19 protein-coding genes are annotated in these 21,141 nt (G+C 57.8%); 9 read left to right on the forward strand and 10 right to left on the reverse strand.

What is annotated here, in order from left to right; all coding sequences use genetic code 11:
* The first annotated feature begins 12 nt into the window (after positions 1-12).
* Genes KI792_00305 through KI792_00315 form a run of 3 tightly spaced genes read left to right on the forward strand, consistent with a single transcriptional unit; the run spans position 13 to position 1,959 of the window.
* Complete coding sequence (locus tag KI792_00305) at positions 13-795, forward strand: SDR family NAD(P)-dependent oxidoreductase (protein MBV6631450.1); 783 nt, start codon at positions 13-15, stop codon at positions 793-795.
* Positions 788-1,273, forward strand: coding sequence for a nuclear transport factor 2 family protein (locus tag KI792_00310; GenBank protein MBV6631451.1), 486 nt, complete (start codon positions 788-790; stop codon positions 1,271-1,273). The genes KI792_00305 and KI792_00310 overlap by 8 nt, the downstream gene beginning before the upstream one ends.
* Before the next feature lie 23 nt (positions 1,274-1,296).
* Positions 1,297-1,959: an FMN-binding negative transcriptional regulator gene (locus KI792_00315; GenBank protein ID MBV6631452.1), complete on the forward strand. Its 663-nt coding sequence runs from the start codon at positions 1,297-1,299 to the stop codon at positions 1,957-1,959.
* A 15-nt stretch (positions 1,960-1,974) separates the two neighbouring features.
* Here KI792_00315 and KI792_00320 read toward each other — a convergent pair whose 3' ends face one another.
* From KI792_00320 to KI792_00345, 6 genes are all read right to left on the reverse strand, one after another.
* Positions 1,975-2,568, reverse strand: coding sequence for a DUF3833 domain-containing protein (locus KI792_00320; protein ID MBV6631453.1), 594 nt, complete (start codon positions 2,566-2,568; stop codon positions 1,975-1,977).
* Positions 2,569-2,601: 33 nt separating this feature from the next.
* Positions 2,602-3,963 (reverse strand): MFS transporter, encoded by a 1,362-nt coding sequence (locus tag KI792_00325; GenBank protein MBV6631454.1) that lies wholly within the window; start codon positions 3,961-3,963, stop codon positions 2,602-2,604.
* A 34-nt stretch (positions 3,964-3,997) separates the two neighbouring features.
* Complete coding sequence (locus KI792_00330; protein ID MBV6631455.1) at positions 3,998-5,236, reverse strand: class I SAM-dependent methyltransferase; 1,239 nt, start codon at positions 5,234-5,236, stop codon at positions 3,998-4,000.
* 119 nt (positions 5,237-5,355) lie between these two features.
* The gene (locus KI792_00335) at positions 5,356-6,195 is read right to left on the reverse strand and encodes a DUF1365 domain-containing protein (GenBank protein ID MBV6631456.1); all 840 of its coding nucleotides are present in this window, start codon (positions 6,193-6,195) and stop codon (positions 5,356-5,358) included.
* Positions 6,196-6,251: 56 nt separating this feature from the next.
* The gene (locus KI792_00340) at positions 6,252-7,619 is read right to left on the reverse strand and encodes an FAD-dependent oxidoreductase (protein ID MBV6631457.1); all 1,368 of its coding nucleotides are present in this window, start codon (positions 7,617-7,619) and stop codon (positions 6,252-6,254) included.
* A gap of 9 nt (positions 7,620-7,628) precedes the next feature.
* A complete protein-coding gene (locus tag KI792_00345; protein ID MBV6631458.1) occupies positions 7,629-9,068 on the reverse strand; it encodes a deoxyribodipyrimidine photo-lyase in 1,440 nt (479 codons plus the stop codon).
* Positions 9,069-9,375: 307 nt separating this feature from the next.
* Here KI792_00345 and KI792_00350 point away from each other — a divergent pair, with 307 nt between their 5' ends.
* The gene (locus tag KI792_00350) at positions 9,376-10,587 is read left to right on the forward strand and encodes an MFS transporter (GenBank protein MBV6631459.1); all 1,212 of its coding nucleotides are present in this window, start codon (positions 9,376-9,378) and stop codon (positions 10,585-10,587) included.
* On the opposite strand, the gene KI792_00355 is transcribed toward KI792_00350, so the two are convergent.
* The 3 genes from KI792_00355 to KI792_00365 all read right to left on the reverse strand — a co-directional run bounded on the left by KI792_00355 (position 10,543) and on the right by KI792_00365 (position 15,061).
* Positions 10,543-11,820: an amidohydrolase family protein gene (locus KI792_00355; GenBank protein ID MBV6631460.1), complete on the reverse strand. Its 1,278-nt coding sequence runs from the start codon at positions 11,818-11,820 to the stop codon at positions 10,543-10,545. The genes KI792_00350 and KI792_00355 overlap by 45 nt on opposite strands.
* 8 nt (positions 11,821-11,828) lie before the next feature.
* Positions 11,829-12,539 carry a ligase-associated DNA damage response endonuclease PdeM gene (gene pdeM, locus KI792_00360; GenBank protein ID MBV6631461.1) on the reverse strand — a complete coding sequence of 237 codons (711 nt, stop codon included), beginning with the start codon at positions 12,537-12,539 and terminating at the stop codon, positions 11,829-11,831.
* Positions 12,540-12,583: 44 nt separating this feature from the next.
* A complete protein-coding gene (locus KI792_00365; protein MBV6631462.1) occupies positions 12,584-15,061 on the reverse strand; it encodes a ligase-associated DNA damage response DEXH box helicase in 2,478 nt (825 codons plus the stop codon).
* Between the two features lie 141 nt (positions 15,062-15,202).
* Between KI792_00365 and KI792_00370 the strand changes: the two genes are divergently transcribed.
* Together KI792_00370 and KI792_00375 are read left to right on the forward strand one after the other, a co-directional pair.
* The gene (locus KI792_00370) at positions 15,203-16,120 is read left to right on the forward strand and encodes a rhomboid family intramembrane serine protease (GenBank protein ID MBV6631463.1); all 918 of its coding nucleotides are present in this window, start codon (positions 15,203-15,205) and stop codon (positions 16,118-16,120) included.
* A gap of 23 nt (positions 16,121-16,143) precedes the next feature.
* Positions 16,144-16,896, forward strand: a complete 753-nt coding sequence (locus KI792_00375) for a 5'-methylthioadenosine/adenosylhomocysteine nucleosidase (protein MBV6631464.1) — start codon at positions 16,144-16,146, stop codon at positions 16,894-16,896.
* Here the strand turns inward: KI792_00375 and KI792_00380 are convergent.
* The gene (locus KI792_00380; protein ID MBV6631465.1) at positions 16,893-17,801 is read right to left on the reverse strand and encodes a pseudouridine-5'-phosphate glycosidase; all 909 of its coding nucleotides are present in this window, start codon (positions 17,799-17,801) and stop codon (positions 16,893-16,895) included. The genes KI792_00375 and KI792_00380 overlap by 4 nt on opposite strands.
* 68 nt (positions 17,802-17,869) lie before the next feature.
* On the opposite strand from KI792_00380, the gene KI792_00385 reads away from it, so the two are divergent.
* The 3 genes from KI792_00385 (at position 17,870) to KI792_00395 (ending at position 21,139) form a co-directional block, all read left to right on the forward strand.
* The gene (locus tag KI792_00385) at positions 17,870-18,907 is read left to right on the forward strand and encodes a ligase-associated DNA damage response exonuclease (GenBank protein MBV6631466.1); all 1,038 of its coding nucleotides are present in this window, start codon (positions 17,870-17,872) and stop codon (positions 18,905-18,907) included.
* On the forward strand, positions 18,907-20,532 hold the full coding sequence (locus KI792_00390) for a cisplatin damage response ATP-dependent DNA ligase (protein ID MBV6631467.1): 1,626 nt from the start codon (positions 18,907-18,909) through the stop codon (positions 20,530-20,532). Before KI792_00385 ends, KI792_00390 begins: the two co-directional genes overlap by 1 nt.
* Positions 20,533-20,875: 343 nt before the next feature.
* Entirely contained in the window at positions 20,876-21,139 is a 264-nt protein-coding gene (locus KI792_00395) for a TerB family tellurite resistance protein (GenBank protein MBV6631468.1), read from the forward strand.
* The last annotated feature ends 2 nt before the right edge of the window (positions 21,140-21,141 follow it).

Raw genomic sequence — 21,141 nt, forward strand, 5'->3', positions numbered from 1 at the left:
CCCATGACCGCTATGCCTCCAGCCACCACACCGAGTGATGGTATTGCCTGGATCACTGGTGCCTCAACCGGCCTCGGCCGTGCGTTGGCGGTTGAGTTGGTCAATCGTGGGTGGAGGGTTGCTGTAAGCGCCCGCTCTGAGGACAAGCTGAAAACCATCGCTGATGAGGTGGCGAAGGATAAGGCGGATAACGTCATCATCGCACCGCTAGATGTAACGGATAAAGAGCAGTCGGCCGCGGTGGTGGCCAAGCTGGTTAAGGAGCATGGTCCCATCGCCCGCGCGGTGATGAACGCCGGTACCTATGACCCGATGGCGAGTGATTTGTTCAATGCAGAGGGCTATGCCCGGCTGATGAATATCAACTGCAATGGCGTCGCCTATAGCCTTGAGCCTGTGCTGGAACATATGGCGCAGAACAAGAAGGGGCAGGTGGCCATCACCGCCAGTATCGCCGGGTATCGCGGCCTCCCAAACTCCATCGCCTATAGCTCAAGCAAGGCCGCGTTGATCGCGATGGCGGAGGCGCTGAAATTCAATTGCGACCCGCATAATATTCGGGTGCAGATTTGTAACCCTGGCTTCGTCCGCACCCCGCTGACCGATAAGAACGAGTTCGAGATGCCGTTCTTGATGGAGGTGGATGATGCCGCCCGCGATTTCGCCGATGGGCTCGATAAGCGCCGGTTTGAGATTGTGTTTCCCTGGATATTCACCAGTATCGTGCGCCGTATCTCCCGACTACCCTATGGGCTCTATTTCCCCATGGTGAAGAAGGCAACGGCCGGTGGCTGATCAACAAACATATCTTCAGGGGCTGGATCGCTACCTCGATTTTTGGATCAACATTAAGCCAGAGGTGATCGACCAAGTTCGCGACGTCGTGACCCCGGATTTCCGTTTCCAGGATCCCTTCAACGACGCCCATTCGGTCGAGGATTTGATCAAGATCTTTGAGCACATGTTCAAAGAGTGCGAGCAACCGAGGTTTAAGGTTTTGCAGCGCGGCCTTGATGCCGGTGGTCCCGATGCGGACGGTAATCAGGCCGCCTATGCTCTCTGGCGATTTGATGCGATCTCCAAGCGCGGTGGTACGGCGTTTGGGTTTGAGGGTATGTCTTCCCTGGCGCTGAACAAAGACGCGCTGATGGCCTCCCATATCGATCATTGGGATAGCGGGAATGAATTCTTCCGTGGCCTGCCCGTGCTTGGGTGGGGTGTCCGTCAGGTGATAAGAATGCTAGCGGCGGATCCGAAGCTCCGCCGAGCTTGAGGAACCCAACCGGGAGCGTTCGAATGTTCTCACCGCGCCAGTTTCGTGAAGAGCGGGTTGAGGTCATGCACGACCTTATCCGCAGCCATGGCTTTGCCATGGTGGCCAGCGCCGCCGCTGGCAAACTGACCGCCGATCATATCCCACTTGTACTTAAGCAAGCCGATGATGATGCCGATGCCGATGATTGTGACTGTGGTTTGGGCCGCCTTGAGGGGCATTTATCAATCGCCAATCCGCTGGCAAAGCTGGTCGATCAAGCGGTGCCAGTGCTCGCTGTATTCCAGGGGCCGCAGCGTTACATCACCCCATCCTGGTATCCGTCTAAGCAAGAGCACGGCAAGGTCGTGCCGACCTGGAACTACATGGTGGTTCATGCGGCAGGAGAGATGCGCCTGACCAATGATCGGGACTGGCTGCTGTCCCATGTGCAGGAGCTAACCAACCAGTATGAGGCTGATCGGGAGGCGCCCTGGGCCGTCACCGATGCGCCCGCCGAATTCATTCAAAAGCAACTGGGCGGCATCATTGGATTCACGATGAAGATCACCGAGCTGACCGGTAAGTGGAAGCTCAATCAGAATAAGAACGAGCTTGATCGTGATGGGGTTCGGGCTGGTTTGGCGATGGAAACATCTGAGATTGATGCCGCCATGCTGGCCGCCATGAATGGTGAGCGGGCTTAAGCGCCCGCTCACGTGTTATTCAGCGGCGAGGGGAACCTCGGCTGTTTGACCTGCAGCGATCGCGCCTTCTGACTTGTCGAAGAAGACTGTCACCTCACCAACGCGAAGGCCAAATTTGGTCACCGTTGCGCGGTTGATCATGCGCTCGCCATCGGGTTGCAGGAACATCCAATCATCGAAATCGACGTGATAGGTCCTGCCGCCCACTTCTAGGGCAAAGGTATAGGCCAGGTTCATAGCATTGCCGGCGACAACAACCCGGGCTGGGCCAACCACGCTGTCAGCACTGCCGGTATAGGTGTTCTCACCAGTTTTGGTCAGGCGCCAAACACGGCGTTCGGTCTGACCATCGTCGTAGGCAAAGTCCTCGGTGAGGGTCAGGGTTTCCCCATCCCACTCGCCATTCAGATCGACAACGAATTGGCGCTTTACCGCACCGCTTCGATCTTGGAACAGGCCCCACGCCTTCATCGGCCCGAGGAAATATTCCTCAGGGATGAGCTTGGGTTCTGTATTCGCAAATTCCTCGATCTTCATCTCATTGCCACAGGCTGCTAGCGCAAGAAGTGTAAAAACTACTCCTGCACGGTGAAGTAGGGCTCGCATCATGCTTGTCTACCCTTTGGGTTACCGTGTGCGACGTTACGGAGCGGTTACCGTGGCTTTCGCCAGCTGCTGCTCTTGCAACGTCTTTAATTGTTGTTCGTCTAACGGGTGCTGCCAGATTAGTCCGATCGCGATTATTTTGATCACAATCGGCGCAACCGCGTAGAGCAGGGCCAGCGTTAGCAAGGCCTGATCGCTCTGTGCGGTGCTGCTGGCGTCAAATCCAGCCAGCTCCAAAACTGGGAAGGTAATGCCGACGGCGAGCGCCAGGGCCAGCTTGTTCGCCATGGACCAGGCCGCGAAGAAAAGGCCCGCGCGGCGCTCTCCCGTCTCAGCTGTATCAACATCAACCACATCCGCCTGCATTGAGGCCGGAAGGGTTAGATCAGCGCCCAGGCAAAGCCCGGTTAAGACCACAACAGCGCTAAACCAATAGATGTCCCCCTCACCAAGGAAGGCTGCGGGGAGGAAGCAAAGGCAGCTAATCGACATCGCGGCACACCAGACCCGATGCTTACCAAAGCGATAGCTTAGCCAAAGCCATAAGGGGACGGCCAAGACGCTGGTCAGGAAGTACCCAAACAGTAAGGGCCCTACCAGGTCTGGGCGAACCAGCACCGTCTCGACATAGAAAACGAACAGTGTGGCGGGCAACCCATTGGCCATGGCATTGATCAGGAACGCCGTCATCAACCGTTTAAACGGCCCATTTCGGCCAATTGCCGTCACGCGTTCTTTAAACGTTAGGCGGCTCTCCGCTGGTGGCTCCATCTTGGCGACCATCTCTCGCCGACCTAGAACAGCCGTGATCAACACCACGGTTAGCGGCAGGACGATCAGCACGGACCAGGCAATCGCGCCTAAGGCCTGGCCCGGGTTATCACCGGCGCCATAGGCACCAGCAAGGGTGAGGGCAATCAGGGTGCCCGCCAGGATCGCCCCTTCGCGGAAACCAGAGATGCGGCTGCGCTCATGGTAATCATCGCTAATCTCAGCGCCCATGGCACTCAAGGGCAGGATCATCGCTGTCCAGCCGGTGTAGAGCACCACGCTCCAGACAATCAGATGGGTAAGCCCCGCATCATCAGGTGGCAGCAAGAGCTGCCAGGTGCCCAGCAGGACAAAGGGGCTGCCACCAATGATCCAGGGTAGGCGCCGCCCTAGTCGTGTCTTTGTCTTGTCTGACAGGAAGCCAATGACCGGATCGCTAACCGCATCCCATATCCTGGCGATTAGTAGCGCACTACCAACCGCCGCAAGACCCAGCCCCATCGCATTGGCATAGAAGGCGGGCAGCAGGATGTAGACCGGCAAGGTCAGCGCAGCCAAGGGTAGGCCAGGCGCCGCATAGGCCAGCAATAGGGTTCGTGCCAGCGTGCAGCGGCGCGGTTCGGACATTGCAAAACGCTCAGATTATTGCTGTGTGGCGCGCCTAATCATGCACCACGGCAACCTGCACCACATCAATGGCACCGGTCTGAAAGCCGGCCTGACAATAGGCGAGGTACTGCTCCCACATCCGCTTAAACCGGCCATCAAAACCCATGGTCTTGATCTCTGGCCAACGGGCCTGGAAACAATCCTGCCAACGGTTCAAGGTCTCGGCGTAAGAGCGGCCGAACTTGATCTCCTCATCCAGCCGTAGGCCTGCCTGCTTGATTTGGTTAGCCAGCACGGTGGGGGAGGGCAGCATGCCGCCCGGGAAGATGTACTTCTGGATGTAGTCGGCGCGCAGGCGATAATGAGCGTAGCGCTCATCCTCAATCGTGATGATCTGCATCGCCGCCCGACCGCCTGGCTTCAGACGCTCACGGATTTGACCAAAGAATTGGGGCCAGTAGGCCTCACCAACCGCCTCAAACATTTCGATTGAGGCGATGGCATCAAACTGCTCGGTAACGTCGCGATAGTCCTGAAAACGGATTTCGACGAGATGGTCCAGGCCCTCACGTTCCATCCGCGCCGTGGCGTNGTCAAACTGTTCACGGCTAATCGTGATGGCCGTGACTTTGGCGCCGTATTGGCGTGCGGCATGCTCGGCAAAGCCACCCCAGCCACAGCCGATTTCCAGCACATGCATCCCGGCTTTAAGGCCCAGCTGCTTGGCTAGATTGTCGTATTTGCGCCATTGCGCCTGTTCCAGTGGCTGGGTATCGCCAGCCTCATCAAACAGGGCGGCGGAATAGGTCATGGAGCGGTCTAGCCACTTCTCATAGAACGCATTACCGAGATCGTAATGGGCGCTGATGTTCCGCTTGGCCCCTTTACGGGTGTTGGGGCGGAACATATGGCTCAACCCAGCCAGAATTCGGTACCAGGCTTTACCGCGGAGGGTTTCCTTCATCGCGGCTTCATTGGTCAGAGCATATTCAAACAGCGCGGCGATATCAGTGCTGCTCCAATCACCATCTAGATAGGATTCATTGAAGCCCAAGATGCCGCCCGCCATGAACCGGCGCATGGTCCGACTATGGTGGATATGCAGATCGGCCGAGGGGCCGGGCTCTTTGCCTTGGAAGAAATGCTCGCTGCCATCGGGCAGGACGATGCGGATCTCACCTTTTGGTAGATGCTCAGCCAATTTGAGCAAAAAGCGTAAACCGCGTGCCGGTTTTTGGCTCGGCTGAACGGCTTTTTGGCTGGTCGAGACCAGGTCACCATCGCGTGGCATAGGCTTAAACCCCCGGAATTATTAGATTTAGTGGTCAACTCACTGCTTTAACTAATACGCAAAACGTTGCGCGCCAGATTGCCTGGGCCATGAGAAAAATGACCCGGGCTGATCCCTGGCTACTCGGCCGCCACGACCGAGCTGGGTAGATCTGTGTCTTGGATTACTGGATGGCCTGATGACTGGGTCGCAGGACGGATTAGTGTCGCTGGCAATGCCGGTGGTTTAGGCCTGGAATGGAACTTGGCGCCCTTACGCCAAATCTTCAGCGCCTCCCAGTGAATGCCGGCCATCACCTTGGCGGTCATCAGCGGGTGGGTTGCCATGGCTTTCAGAAGGTTGGCATCGGTTAGCGCATGGCGCTTCGCATTGAAGCTAGCGATCAGCTGTTCGCGATGCTCGCCCGTGGTCGCACCACTTTGCCGGATCAGCTGGCTTAAGGTCTCACCAGGTCGGTTCATGCGGAAACGGTAATGCCCGGCCAGCGGCAGGAATGGCGAGACATAGAGCCCCTTATCCGCTTGTTGGGTCACGATGCCCCGATCGCGTTGGTTGTCATCCACCGGGATCACATAACAATGCTGATCACCGAAGGTGTTCTTAACCTCATAGACAATGGTGCTGAGCGAGGGGCGCTCGGGATCTGCCAAATCGTAGACATAAAAGACGGTGAGCGGGTTAAAGACATAGCCGAACAGGCGCGGATAACACTGCGCCATGATCTTGGCCTTGGCGGGCAATAGCGACCAGCCATCCAGCATGTCACGCAACCACATCTGAACCGACGAGCCATCCCGTGCGCCATGGTCCACATCGTGGAAGCTGAACAGGTTGAAGCGGTTGAGGCTAAGGCTGCGCAGGCCACCGGCTGTTTCCTCAAGCCGGTCCATATCGAGCCAAAGCGAGAAAACCCGATAGTCAAAGCGATGCTGAAACGGCACCAGCCGCTTATGCATCACCCGACCGATATAGAGCGCGGGCTCTAAGTCTTCTGGTTTGGTGACGGACGGGCCGGTCATTCGGCCGCCAGGGCGAGTGGGGTCTTGGCAGGGCGGCTATTGGCTGCCGCTGGTGATGCCTCACGGCTATCCCATGGGCGACGAACGCCGCCAATCGCCTCGGCCACGGCAAGGCCAGAGGCAAGGCCATCCTCATGGAAGCCATGACCAGCCCAGGCGCCACAGAACCATAGGCCGTCTTGGCCCTGGATATTGCCCAGCTCACCTTGCGCGGCGATGGCATCCCCATCGAACACCGGGTGGGCGTAATCTTGGCGTGAAATGATCTTATCCGGATCGGGTTCAATCAGCGGGTTTAGGCTGACGAAATAAAGGCGGTTGCGGTCGATATTTTGCAACCGGTTCATCCAATAGGTGATGGAGGCCTCAACACTGCCATCCGCCTTGGTGCGGCCCATATAGTTCCAGCTGGTCCATAGACGCTGCCGTTTTGGTAGCAGCTTACGATCGGTGTGCAGAATGGCTTCATTGGCCTGGTACCCAATGCGGCCCAGCACACTGCGCTGTCCGGCACTTGCCTGATCGCCGAGAAGTGCGAGCGACTGATCGCTATGGCAGGCCATGACCACCTGATCGGCCTCAAACTGCGCACCGCTTTCCATGGTCAGGCGCCAGCCTTTACCAGCGGGTTCAACCTTGCGAACCGGATCATTGCTCGTGATGCGATCTTCAGCCCGCAGATTGGCGCTTAGCTTCGTCACATACTCTTTGCTGCCGCCAGTGACGGTGCGCCAGACAGGACGGTCCTTCAGCTTGAAGAGGCCGTGATTGACGTAGAAGCTGACAAAGTTTTCAGCCGGGAAGGCCAGCATGCCCTCAATCGTGGTCGACCAAATAGCAGCACCCATGGGTAGGATATGCTGATGGGCAAAGCGGGTGCCATAGCCGCCGCGCTCCAAATACTCACCCAGGCTCAAGCCGCCCAGCTGGCCCGCTGCCAAATCTTCCGGTGCGGATTTGTAGAACCGCAATAGGTCACGGATCATGCCGTGGAAGCTTGGCTGTAAGATATGGCTGCGCTGGCCAAACAGGCCATTGAGGCCATCACCAGAATACTCAACCGCGCCATCATCCAGGCTAACGCCAAAGGACATGTCGCTATTCTCACTATCCACGCCGAGATAGGTGAACAGGGCACAGAGGTTTGGGTAGGTCACCCGGTTGAAGACGATAAACCCGGTATCCACCGGATCGCCCGCTGGGGTTACCACCGTGTTTGAATGACCGCCGAGGCGATTATCCGCTTCAAACACATGGACGTCATGGCCGCGGGATAACAGCCAGGCCGCGCCCAGGCCAGTAATGCCGCTGCCGATGACGGCAATTTTTTGCCCATTATTGAGGGGCTTAGGGGAGATGCTCATCAGCACATCCTAATTCTTTATCTGTTGGAATGCATCCAGGGCTCTTTGCCGTGATTGCTTTAAATCGACCCTGGGTTTCGGATATGTGCTGCCGAGTTTGACCCCAGCGCCCTGAAGCACGATTGGTGGCGCCTCCCAAGGCTGGTGGAGATACTTGTCCGGCAGGTCACGTAACTCGGGCACGAAGCGCCGCACATAGGCGCCATCCTTGTCATACCGCTCGCCCTGGGTAACCGGGTTGAAAACCCGGAAATAGGGGGCAGCATCAGCACCGCAGCCGCCGATCCATTGCCAACCGGCAGAGTTGGAGGCGAGGTCACCATCCACGAGGCAATCCCAGAACCAACGCTCACCTTCGGTCCAGTGCAACAACAGGTTCTTCACCAGGAAGGATCCGACAATCATCCGCACGCGATTGTGCATCCAACCAGTCTCATAAAGCTCGCGCATACCGGCATCGACAATAGGAATGCCGGTCATCCCGTCCTGCCACGCCTTTAGGTCATCGGCGTCCTCGCGCCATGGGAACCGGGCGAACTTCTCTTGCAGGGGATCGGTGGGCAAATGCGGGTAATGGTAGAGCAGGTGATAGCTGAACTCCCGCCAGACGATCTCTTTCAGATAGGTCTTGGTATCTTCAACCAGCCCATATTTCTCAACCGTGGCGTGCCAGATCTGGCGCGGGCTGATTTCGCCCCAATGGAGGTGTGGTGATAGGCGCGAGGTTCCGTGTTCACCCGGGAAGTCACGGCGCACGTCATATTTGGTGACATTGCCCTCTAAGAACTGAACCAACCGCTTGGCCGCTGCGGCTTCACCGGGCTCCCAACGTGCCGCCAAGCCACCCGACCAATCTGGTTTTGTGGGATGCAGTGCCCAGTCTTCAAGCGCCTCACCATTCACACCTGGGCTAGGTGGTAGATCGCTTGGTGCCGCGAGTGGTTTCTCAATCCCGCCGGTATCAACGACACAGCGCCAATAGGGGGTATAGACCCGATACGGGCCACCGGTCTTCGTCTTAATGGTCCAGGGCTCGTTAAGGACGGAGCCGTTGAAGCTCTCAACCTCAACGCCGCGATCCTTCAATCCCTGCTTTATCTGCTTGTCCCGTGCGATGGCGAAGGGCTCATAACAACGGTTCCAGAAGACGGCCTGGATGTTGTGAGCCTCGACCACCTCATCGATGATTTTACTCGCATCGCCGCTTTTTAGGACCAGTGAGCCGCCGATCTTACTGACGTCATCGCTTAGGGATTTGAGGCTCTTATCCAGCCACCATTGATGGGCGCCACCCCAGGCCCATTCACCTGCACCCTCATCATCGTGGATATAGAGCAGCAATAGCTCGCCACCGGCTGATCGGGTGGCATCAATGGCCGCCATAAGCGCGGGGTTGTCGGCTAGGCGTAGGTCACGGCGGAACCAGTGTAGAAAGGTCGATTTCGACATAAGAGGAAACGGTGGTCAGCAATCATCAATCGTGAATGACATGAGGCAATACGAATGCTCGTCAAAACCAGACCACCGTCGAGCATTGCTCATTCTTGCTATTGAGTGAGGTTGTTTGAAGATCCGGTTAATCCAAAACGACCCCGCGCGCGAATAGAGCAGCGATTGTCCCGCAATCTCTCAAACTTTCGCCCGGTCGCACATGTTGCAGCCGGGCTTTTTTTGGCAAATCGATAATGCTACCGATCGCGCGGGAGAGGTCCTCGTTTTGCAGGCCCCTCAGGGTTAATAGGTCGCGTAGGTTGGCGTGCTTAAGAAATTTTTAAGCCAGTATTTTTCTGATAAGAATTACGCCCTGCTTTACGGGCAGAATGCTTTCAGGGGCGCTGCCTTTCTAACCATGGGGCTGTTTATCGCCGGCTGGCTCTATGAGCTTGGCGTTGGCCTACATTGGATCGTCTTATACCAGGCCGCTAATTTCACCCTGATGGGGCTGCTGTCCCCGCTTGGGTCGTATATGGCCAACCGTTATGGCCTGACGAAGACGTTTGGCCTCAGCTCAGCAGCCTATTTCTTCAGCCTAATCTTCCTGTCTTACGCGCAAGATAATGTCCTGTTCATTCTGCTGGGTCTGTTCTTCAGCGGCCTTGCGAACGGGCTGGGCAACCCGCCGGATATGGTGATGCAATCGGTCTATGTTCAGAACGAACAACGCGGCCGCGTCTTCTCCATTGTGAACTACATTTCGACCTTTATGACCTTTGTGTCTTTGCTGGTCTCGGGCTGGCTTGCCGATAGCTTTGGCCTGATCGGCATCAGCGTCATGTGCACCCTGTTCTGGGTGGGCAGTCTTATCTGCATTTACCACATGGATGACCGGCTGATTGGTAGCGGTAATGTTGATATCAAGAAGTGCTTCCAGGGTGTTTTGGCCCCTGAGAACCGCAACTTGCTGGGCCTGTCATTTGGCTTTCAGTTCTTGGTGATCAGCAGCTTTACCTTTGTGCCAATTCTTCTGTACCTGGCGACGGACAGTTTTCAGGGCGTCTCTGCCATCGCCGCGTTTGCGATTTTGGTGCAAGCCGTGATCGTTATTTTGCATGGCATTTGGGTGGATAAGACCTCAAGCAATGCGCCACTTAGAATGGCGATTTCCATGCATTCGCTGGGCCTGATCATCTATGCGTTCTTGGCATCGGGCAAGATGACCTACTTGCTCGCCGATAGCCTGCAGCGCACTGGGTTGTTGCTGTTCTTTGGCACGCTGTTTCCTCGGGTGCACAAAACACTCGCTGACAACAACATACCGGTGCTGCAGTTCGGTGCGGTCTGGCATATGGGCATCTGCTTTTGCGAGTTATTCACCCTCAGCCTGATGGCCCTCTTAATCTATTCTGTTGGTGAGCCAGCTCTAAAATACTGTCTGCTGATTTGCGCATGCGGCAGCTTCTCTGCCTACTATTTCTGTCACCGATTATCGGACCAGGCGGCGGCTGACGCTCGTCGGGCGGCCAGGTAGGTGAAGGCTGTAATCGCTGCTTGGCCCTTCGGCCACTAGTTTGCCTTTCGCCACCACAGCTCGTCGGGTTGCGCGAAGGCGGATTGCTTCAATCGGGTCGCCAGCGTCTAGAACGACAAGGCTCGCCTGCTTGCCAACCTCAAGGCCGTAATGGTCGAGCCCCATGATCTTGGCGGAGGTTTCGGTAACCATCTGGAAGCAGCGGCGCATATCCGCCGGGCTGGTCAGCTGGGCCACATGCAGCCCCATAAAGGACACATCCAGCATGTCCGCAGTGCCCAGTGAGTACCAAGGGTCCATCACACAATCCTGGCCAAAGCCAACGGTGATCCCATAACTCAGCATCTCAGGCACACGGGTTAGGCCGCGCCGCTTGGGATAGGTATCGTGCCGCCCCTGCAGCACGATGTTGATAAGGGGGTTGGGGATCGCCGCTACCTCAGCCTCTGCCATTAAGGGCAGAAGCTTGGACACGTAGTAATTGTCCATTGAGTGCATGGAGGTGAGGTGGGAACCCGCCACGCGCCCCTGCAGGCCTAACCGTTGGGTCTCATAGGCCAGGGTTTCGATGTGACGGGACATGGGGTCATCCGTCTCATCACAATGCATATCAACCTGAAGGCCGCGATCCGCCGCAATCTCACATAACGCACGAACTGAGCGTGCGCCGTCTTCCATCGTGCGTTCGAAATGCGGAATGCCGCCGACGACATCGACGCCCATATCGAGGGCGCGGGTCACGTTCTCCGCCGCCGTTGGGTCGCGGTAATAGCCATCTTGCGGGAAGGCGACCAGCTGCAGGTCGATACGGTCTTTGACCTGCTCACGAACCTCAAGCAGCGCCTCAACGCCGGTTAGGCGATCATCGCAAACATCCACATGGGTGCGGATGGCCAATAGCCCCTGTGTCACTGCCCAGTCGCAGTATTGCAGTGCCCGCTCAACCACTGCCTCGGTGGTTAGCTGGGGCTTTAGCTCACCCCATAGAGCAATGCCCTCAAGCAGTGTGCCGGACTCATTGATCCGTGGAATGCCGAGCGAGAGGGTCGCATCCATATGGAAGTGTGGGTCGACGAATGGCGCGCTGACGAGGCAGTCCGTAGCATCGATAACCTGCCCAGCATCAGCGTCGATCGTTGGTTCAATCGCCGCGATCTTGTCGCCTTTGATGCCGATATCCGCAGATGTGCCGTCGGCGAGCAGGCCGCCGCGAACCAAAAGATCAAATGACATGGGCTTTGTTACTCGACCCGAGCTGTCCGGTCGGGTGCCAATTGGTGGTTTGAGAAGCTGAACAACCGTCGCTGCCCCAACATGGCAACCTGGAAGTCCGTCTCAAAATGTGAACGCACGGCGCGGTTTAGCACATTTAAGCCACCGGTCAGCACCCCAAATGCAGGCAGCATCAGGCGGCGGTCATCAAACACAAAGCAGNGGGCCGAGACCGGTTTCTGCGGCGTGCGGATGCGGGCCTTTGGATGGAAATGGCCAGAGAGTTCGGCCGTGCCTGGTTCCGGTCGTTCGGTCAGCGCCTCATGTCGGAAGATTAGGCCCGATTCGACATGTTCATCCACCACACGGCCACCGAGATTGGCTGGCAAATGTGGGTCGTGGTTCCCGGTAATCCAAAGGAAGTTATAGCGGCTGGTTAAACGCTCCAGCTGCTCCCACTCAGTGGTGCCGAGGCGTGCTGGGCCACCCGCATCGTGGAAGCTATCGCCGAGGGCGATGACCCGGTCGACCTGATATTGGGCCAGGGCACGGCCCAGCTTATCCAGGGTTGCACGGGTATCGAAAGGCGGCAGCATCATGCCCCGACGGGCCGCCAAAGATGTCGCCTTTTCGAAATGAAGGTCCGCAACAATGGCCGTGCGCGTCTCCGGCCAGATGACAAGGCCGGCCAGCTCAATGATGAGCTCTTGATTGGCGAGGGTGATGCGTTGCGTGGGCATATCTGTGCCTAGTTCCGAAACCGGCTATTAGCTTACGGGATTGGTTAGTCCTCTGCCATCGCTTCGGCAATTAGTGCATCCGCCGCACCCTCCAGCATGGCGTCTGAGGCCTCGCCATAAACCGTCTCTCGCCCCACTTCGAGCATAACCGGGACGGCGAGTGGGGAGACCCGATCCAGGTCGCGATGTTCAATCTTCCCCTGAACCCGGGTCAGCATATCGGCGAGGCGCCGAATATCGGTCATGCCCTGGGCGGCGTCGGCCCTAGTGGCACGCAGTAGGATGTGGTCCGGCTCATGCTGGCGCAGGACGTCATAGATCAGGTCGGTATTCACCACGACCTGCTTATCCGTCATCTTCCGGCCTGGTTGGTTCTTCTCAACTAACCCGGCGATCACGGCGACCCGGTTAAAGGTACGGCGCAGGAGGCTGCTCTCATCCATCCAGCTCTCAAGATCATCCCCCAGCATGTCCTGATCGAAGAGGCCGTCGATATTTGTTGCGGGCTCAACCGACCAGACGGCAATGACATAGTCCGTGGCCACAAACCCCATGGGCTTATTGCCCTGTCGCTCCATCCGTCGGGTTAGAAGCATGCCGAGGGTCTGATGCGCGTTGCGCCCCTCAAAGCAATAGGCGACCAGGTAATGGCGATTGCCCCGCTCAAAGGTCTCAACCAGCAGCCCATCCTTGGGTGGCATGATTGAGCGTTTAAGTTGGGCGTTCAGCCATTCCTGCACCGGCTCTGGAAACTCAGACCAGCAGGACGGGTCGGACAGCATCTCCCGCACCTCATCAGCTAGGTAGGTTGATAGCGGCATGCGCCCACCGACATAAGTGGGAACCTTCGGCGCGCCCGAATGATCCTTCGCCCGCCGGACATTCACCACATTCTCACGCAGCTCGATAAACGCCAGCAGCTCACCGCCGAAGATGAAGGTGTCGCCCTCGGTTAGGCCCTGGACGAAATACTCTTCAATCGTGCCAAGGGTGCGGCCACGGTTCAGCCGGACCTTGTAGGTGTTGGCCTCCACGATGGTGCCGACATTCATCCGGTAGCTGGCGGCGATCTTTCGATTGGCGACTTTAAACGCACCATCCTCATCAACCTCAAGCCGGTGATAGCGTTCATAGGCGCGCAACGAGTATCCGCCATTGGTGACGAATTGCAGCGTTGCCTCAAACGTTGCGCGGTCCAGATCGGCATAGGGGGCGGCCCCCGTCACCTCGCGATACAGATCATCCGGCTTAAATGAACCACCGCAGCCACGGCCCAAGATGTGTTGGGCCAGGACATCAAGGCCACCGGTCCGTGGCTTGGTTCCATCCAAATTACTCTTGGCCACACCAGCCGCCGCCGCCCGGCATTCCAGATATTCGAACCGGTTTCCGGGGACGAGGATGGCGCGGCTCGGTTCATCGAGGCGGTGATTGGCACGTCCGATCCGCTGCAATAACCGTGACACCCCCTTAGGCGCACCGACCTGCATCACCAGATCTACATCGCCCCAATCAAGCCCTAGATCGAGGGAGGATGTGGCGATAACCGCCTTCAACTTGCCCGCGGCCATGGCGGCCTCAACCTTACGCCGCTGCTCCTTCTCCAGTGATCCGTGGTGAAGGGCAATGGCCAGCCCATCCTCATTCTCCCGCCACAGTTCCTGGAAGCAGAGTTCGGCCTGGGCGCGGGTGTTGACGAAGAGAATGGTGGTGCCGGCAGCCTTAATCGCCTTGTAGACATCGGGCATGGCATGCAGCGCCATATGCCCAGACCAGGGCACGCGACCAGAGGCGTGAAGAATCTGTACCTCGGCCTGCGCACCGGCACGGCCGCGAACGATGGTGACGTCGGGCTGTGGCTGCTTGGCTGGCTCTGCTGAAACATAGGCCGCCAAGGCATCGGGATGGGCCACCGTTGCCGACAGGCCGATGCACTTAAGCTTGGGCGACAGGGTGCGCAGATGGGCGAGGTTGAGTGATAACAACTCGCCCCGTTTGTTATCGGCCAGGGCGTGCAACTCATCCAAGACCACCATGCGCAGATGGCGGAACAGCTTCCGACCATCCGCCGTGGCCAGCATCAGGGCTAGGCTCTCTGGCGTTGTCATCAGCATATGTGGTGGGCGCTTGATCTGGCGCCTGCGCCGGTCGGCGGGTGTGTCTCCCGTGCGGGTCTCAACACGGATTGGCAATCGCATCTCGGCAATCGGCTGTTCCAGATTGCGCCGGATATCAACCGCCAATGCCTTAAGCGGGGAGATATAGAGCGTGTGCAGACGGTGCAGCTCGGTGCCTAAATCGGGCGCTTCCACGAGTTCCGTTAGGCTGGGTAGGAAGCCTGCCAGGGTCTTGCCCGCACCGGTTGGCGCGATCAGTAGGACGTTGTTGGCCGTCTGAACCGCCTCAAGCACTTCAAGCTGGTGGGCGTGTGGTGCCCAGCCACGATGCCTAAACCAGCCATCAATCGCCGTCGGCAGATCTGCCGTAGTGTGGGCCTCAGCAATGGCGGTTTTTCGCGACATGGTTGATTGGTTTTGCGGCGTTTGTTGGTTCGCGGATGACCATTGCTGGCCAAGCTGATTTAAGATGGCGTTGTTCGCCCGGTAATCAAAGCCGCGGTGACGTAGAAGATTTCAACGGTCCTATAGTTCTTCGGTTTTTTCATGCCGTTCTTGTTTCTGCGCGATGGCAATCCGCTCCGGGATATCCGTGGGCCTTACATCGTCTATGCGATCATTCTGGCGAATTGCGCAGTTTTTGCGGCCACTAACTATGCACCCAACCTGATTTTTCAGCTCGGTTTTCTGCCTAGCTGGGCGGGTCTCTACAATGACCCGCTGACCCTTGCCAGCTACCAGTTCGTCCATGGCGGTTGGGGACATATCTTTGCCAATCTGCTGATGCTTTACATCTTCGGTGACAACATCGAAGACAGCATGGGGCATGCAAAGTTTCTGCTGTTCTATCTGCTAACCGGGGCGGGTAGTGCGCTGATGTATGGCGCGGTTGAGGGGCTTGCAGGCGCTGAGCCACGCACCCTTATCGGCGCCAGCGGGTCGATTGCCGGTGTGCTGGCCGCCTACGTCATGCTTCATCCCAGGGCGCGGGTTTTGGTGCTGGTCGCTTTTAAGTTCCCGGTCTTTGCGCCGAGCTGGCTGTTAATCGGTATCTACATCGCCCTCGATGTCCTGATGGCGTTCACCGGCGGTTTTGGGCGCCCCGATGCCGCCTCGGTTGGCTGGTGGGCGCATATTGGTGGCTTTGTTACCGGGTTAGCACTTGTCCCGCTTTTCAAGCGCCGGAAGGTGCCGTTCTTTGCCCCCGCCGTGCATTACCCCGAAACGCCGTTCCCAGAGATTGAGCGTGAAACCGGCGGCAAGATCCGGCGTCTTCTACCATTCCTTGGCAAGCAAGAGGTCGCTGACCGCGCCTATGAGGCAGATAAGGCGAAACGTAAGCCCTTGGCAGGATGGGCGGCGGTGTTGGTCGTCATTCTCAAAATCGTGTCCTACATCAGCTTGCTGGTCTATCTCTCGCTTGAATTTGAGATGCTATCCCGGATCGCGGGCCTCGATATCTAACGGCCTATTAGGAGCCAAAAACCATGCAACGTATCGGCATTATGTCCGCGATCCCGCAGGAGCATGCGGCCCTGGGCGCAAGCTTCGCTGGTCATGAAACGGTGAAAAAGATTGCCGGAATGGAATTCTCCGTCGGTACGCTTGAAGACCGGCCGGTCGTGTTTGTTGAGAGTGGTATCGGTAAGGTTAACTCCGCCCTGGTTGCCACATTGCTGATCACCGAATTTGGTTGCGATGGCCTTATCTTCTCTGGCGTGGCGGGCGGTATCGACCCATCACTATCGGTGGGGGATGTGGTGATCGGTACCCGCCTGGTTCAGTACGATTACGGCGCGTTGGCGAATGAGCGGATCACCACCTATCAACCGGGGGTGCCGCCACTGCCCGATGTCGACAAGACCCATGGGTATGAGCCTGATCCAGCCTTGCTGAAGCGAGTTGAGGCGATGCTGCGCAAAACCGATTTCCCCCTGGTTTATGCTGGTGGTGAGGAGCGGGTACCATCCGTCAGCTTTGGCACCATCCTAACTGGCGACACCTTCATGAATTGTGAGGCTACACGCCGTCGCTTGTTTGACGAGTTTGATGCCCAGGCGATTGAGATGGAAGGCGGTGCCGTCGCCCAGATCGCTGAGCGGTTCAATGTCAGCTATCTGGTTGTTCGGGCGCTCAGTGACCTGGCTGGGGCTGATAGCCATATCGACTTCCCAACCTTCCTTGAGGAGGCAGCAGATGTCGCCGCAACGGTAACCCGCGCGGTGTTGCGCGTCGTTTAAGTGGCCAGCGCCACCGCAAGCTTCGCCGCTAGGGTCGCGTTGTTGCGGATCAGCGCGATGTTTGCTTCCAGGCTGGCATTGCCTGTTGCCTCCCGGATCGCCGCTAATAGTGCGGGCGTTGTGTCCTTACCGCTGATGCCGCGTTGCTTGGTATCTTTTAGCGCTTGATCCAGCGCGGCATCGTGGGTTGCCTTGTCTAGTGCTGCGGCTGCGGGAATTGGGTTCGCGATTACGGCCCCGCCGGTGAGGCCCAGCTGCCATTTTGTGCGCAGCATGGCCGCGATATCCGCCACCTCATCAAAGCGGTGATCGACGGGCAGCCCGCTGCTCTCAAGGTAGAAGGCTGGGAAGGTATCAGTGCCATAGCCAATCACCGGTACGCCAAGGGTTTCCAAACGTTCAAGAGTTTTTGGCAGGTCCAGGATCGATTTTGCCCCGGCGGTCACCACGGCAACGGGGAAGTTGGCGATGGCGGGTAAATCCGCACTCTCATCAAAGCTTTCACCGCCACCACGGTGAACGCCGCCAATACCGCCGGTGGCAAAAACGGGGATGCCGACAAGGGCGGCTGCGTACATTGTACTGGCGACTGTGGTGGCGCCAATCTCACCGGTTGTTATCGCAATTGGGATGTCACGGGTTGAGAGCTTGCGGACCGTATCGGCGGTGGCCAGCCGCTCAACATCATCATCACTCAACCCAACCTTCAACCGTCCATCCATGACGGCGATGAGGGCGGGTTCCGCACCGCTGGCGCGCACATCATCATGCAGCTGAAGGGCGAGGGTTAAGTTATCTGGCTGCGGCAAACCATGGGCGATAACCGTGCTCTCAAGCGCCACCACTGGTTGGCCCGCTTCCAAGGCTGCAGCAACACTCGGCAGGATTTCAACTAGGGGGTCCATGATGGCCATCGGAATTGGATGTTGGTGTGTGCCTTGACGCGTAGCACTCGCCAAACATATCGACAACCATGGCAAGCATTGCAGCCCCCCATCCGGAGCGCTGGGTCGAGATCCGGGACCAGGGTCTCTACATCACCCCTGGCGATTTCTACGTCGATCCGGTGCGTCCGGTGGAACGGGCGGTAGTGACCCATGGTCATGCCGACCATGCGCGCCCAAACCATAAGCATGTGCTCGCCACCGCTGAAACGCTTGAGATCATGCGCGTCCGCTATGGTGACGGGGCGGGGGAGCGGCAGCAGGCCCTCGGCTATGGTGAGAGCCTCACAATTGGTGAGGTTGAGGTGTCCATGGCGCCAGCTGGGCACGTGCTCGGCTCTGCACAAGTTATCCTGACCTATAAGGGTGCGCGGCTCGTTATCTCTGGCGACTACAAGCGCCGGTCTGACCCGACCTGCGCTGATTTTGAGGTAGTGCCCTGTGATGTGTTTGTGACCGAGGCAACCTTTGGTCTGCCCGTGTTCCGGCATCCGCCCGTGGCCCATGAGGTTGAGAAGCTTTTCCACTCCATGCGCCTGTTCCCTGATCGGTCCCATGTGATTGGCGCCTATGCCCTCGGCAAGGCACAGCGTGTCATCGCCGAGGTGCGGGAGCGGGGGTATGACCGTCCCATCTACATCCATGGTGCGCTCGCCAATCTCTGTGATCTTTATCAGCGCCATGGCGTTGATCTGGGTGAGCTGCGCCCCGCCACGGTCCGCGGCGATGACGCGATGAAGAGGGATGATTTTAAGGGCGAGTTAGTGCTGGCCCCGCCAGGTGCGATCCAAGATCGATGGTCGCGCCGCTTGCCTGATCCGGTTGTCTGCCTCGCCAGCGGTTGGATGACCGTGCGTCAGCGGGCCAAACAACGCGGTGTTGAATTGCCGTTGGTCCTCTCAGATCATGCGGATTGGGATGAGCTTTGCCAGACCTTTGAGGATGTGGACGCGCCGGAGATTTGGGTGACCCATGGCCGGGAGGAGGCGATTGTCCATCACTGCCAACTGCATGGCCGCAAAGCCAAAGCGCTAGCCCTTGTCGGGTTTGAGGAGGAGGCAGAGTAATGCAGGCCTTCGCCGATCTTCTCGACGCGCTGATCTTTATGCCGTCCCGTAATGGCAAGCTGCGGTTGATGGCGGATTACTTCGCCAATGCGCCGGACCCGGATCGTGGTTGGGCGCTGGCCGCACTGACCGGCAATTTGTCGTTCAAGAATGCCAAGGCCGGGCTGGTGCGGGAGTTGATCGCCGATCGCACTGATCCCGAGTTGTTCCGCTGGTCCTACGACTTCGTCGGTGACCTGGCCGAGACTGCTTCCCTGATGTGGCCGGACCCAGACCCCAAACCCAATTCGCCCGTCCCGGGATTAACCGAGATCGTTGAGACCCTGCAGGCCGCAAAGCGGGCCGAGGTGCCGGGCATCGTGGCCGCCTGGTTTGATCGTGGGGCGCCCAATGAACGGTACTCGCTGATCAAGCTGATGACCGGTGGGCTCCGGATTGGGGTGTCGGCACGCCTGGCCAAGCTATCTCTCGCGCAATGGTCCGAGATCGATGTCGCGGAGATTGAGGAGATATGGCACGGGCTGGCGCCGCCCTATCTGAACCTGTTCGAATGGTTGGAGGGCAAGGCCGAACAGCCGAACATTGAAGAGGGTGCCATCTTCCGCCCGCCCATGCTTGCCAACCCGTTGGAGGCTGATGACATCGCCAAGCTGTCGGCGGATGACTATCGCGCAGAGTGGAAATGGGACGGTATCCGGGTTCAGCTGGCTTCCCGCCGCACTAGTGAGGGGTTGATTACCCGGCTTTATTCCCGCACCGGCGATGATATCTCCCGCACCTTTCCTGACATTATCGAATCGGTTGATTTCGAGGCCGTGCTGGACGGTGAGCTATTGGTCTTCCGGGATGGTCAGGTCGCATCCTTCAATGACCTGCAACAGCGCCTGAACCGCAAGACGGTTACGGCCAAGATGCTGGCCGACGCACCCGCCCATATCCGCGTCTATGACATCCTGTTCGATGGCCGGGAGGATCTGCGCCCATTGCCATTTGATGAACGCCGTGGCCGGCTTGAGGGCTGGTTTGAGACAACCACACCTAAGCGCATGGATCTCTCCACTCTCGTCGAGTTTGGGAGCTGGGATGAGCTGGGGGAGATCCGCAGCACGAGCCGTGATGCGCCAGATAGTCTGGTTGAGGGGCTGATGCTAAAGCACAAGGCCTCGGCCTATCTGCAGGGGCGGCCAAAGGGGCCTTGGTTTAAGTGGAAGCGGAACCCACTGCTGCTTGATTGCGTGTTGATGTACGCCCAGCGCGGTCATGGCAAACGCTCCTCCTTCTATTCTGACTACACGTTTGGCGCCTGGCGACCGAAAGCGGACGGGGAGGGGCGAGAGCTGGTCCCTGTTGGTAAGGCCTATTTCGGTTTCACCGATGATGAGTTGAAGCAGATCGATAAGTTTGTCCGCAACAACACCACGGCCCGCTACGGCCCCGTTCGGGAGGTGGCGTTTGGCGAGGATGTAGGCCTCGTCCTCGAGGTCGCCTTCGACAGCGTGCATGAGAGCACACGCCATAAATCCGGCCTGGCCATGCGCTTTCCCCGCATTCACCGCATCCGCTGGGACAAACCAACGGGTGAGGCGGACACGGTCGAGAGCTTGAGCAAACTCATCACCGCCTAAGCAATATTAGTGAATGCTGCTAAGATTATGTGTTTTGTGCTATCAGTTCTCTCAGAGTAACTGTACTCGGGGCGATTGGGGATAGAGCAATCATGCATATCATACTGGGTGTTTTGGGAACGTTGGGAGCAATTGCGTTTTTCCTCTACAGACTGAACCTGGGCATGGGGGCTGCGCGAGAAATTGGATCGGAAGGTCAGGGACTGTACCGTCGATATAAATGGTCCAAGAAGAACAAGAACCGCCCTCTGGATACGATTACTGATCCCCAGCAAGCTGTGGCTGTAATTCTTGTTATGTTAGCTCGGGAACGCGGCACCCTGACTGATCGCGCGAGAAAGCTATCGAGGCTGAGATCAAGCGCGTCTTCGAGACATCGGATCAGGGAGCCTCTGATATGTTGGCCCAGGCTAAATGGGCTGCAGGAGATGCCGGTGAGATCGATAGTGTAATCCATCGATTAAGGCACAGGATCGATGATCAATTATCCGAGCAGCATCGGCGAGATGTTTTGCAGATGATGACCAATGTTGCCGCCGCGGAGGGGGAGCCAGATCAGATGCAGAGCAGGTCAATTGAACTACTCAAAGCCAACTGGGGTTTTTAATC

The organism is Alphaproteobacteria bacterium SS10 (genome assembly GCA_019192455.1).
In the GTDB taxonomy this organism is placed as follows: domain Bacteria; phylum Pseudomonadota; class Alphaproteobacteria; order TMED2; family TMED2; genus TMED2.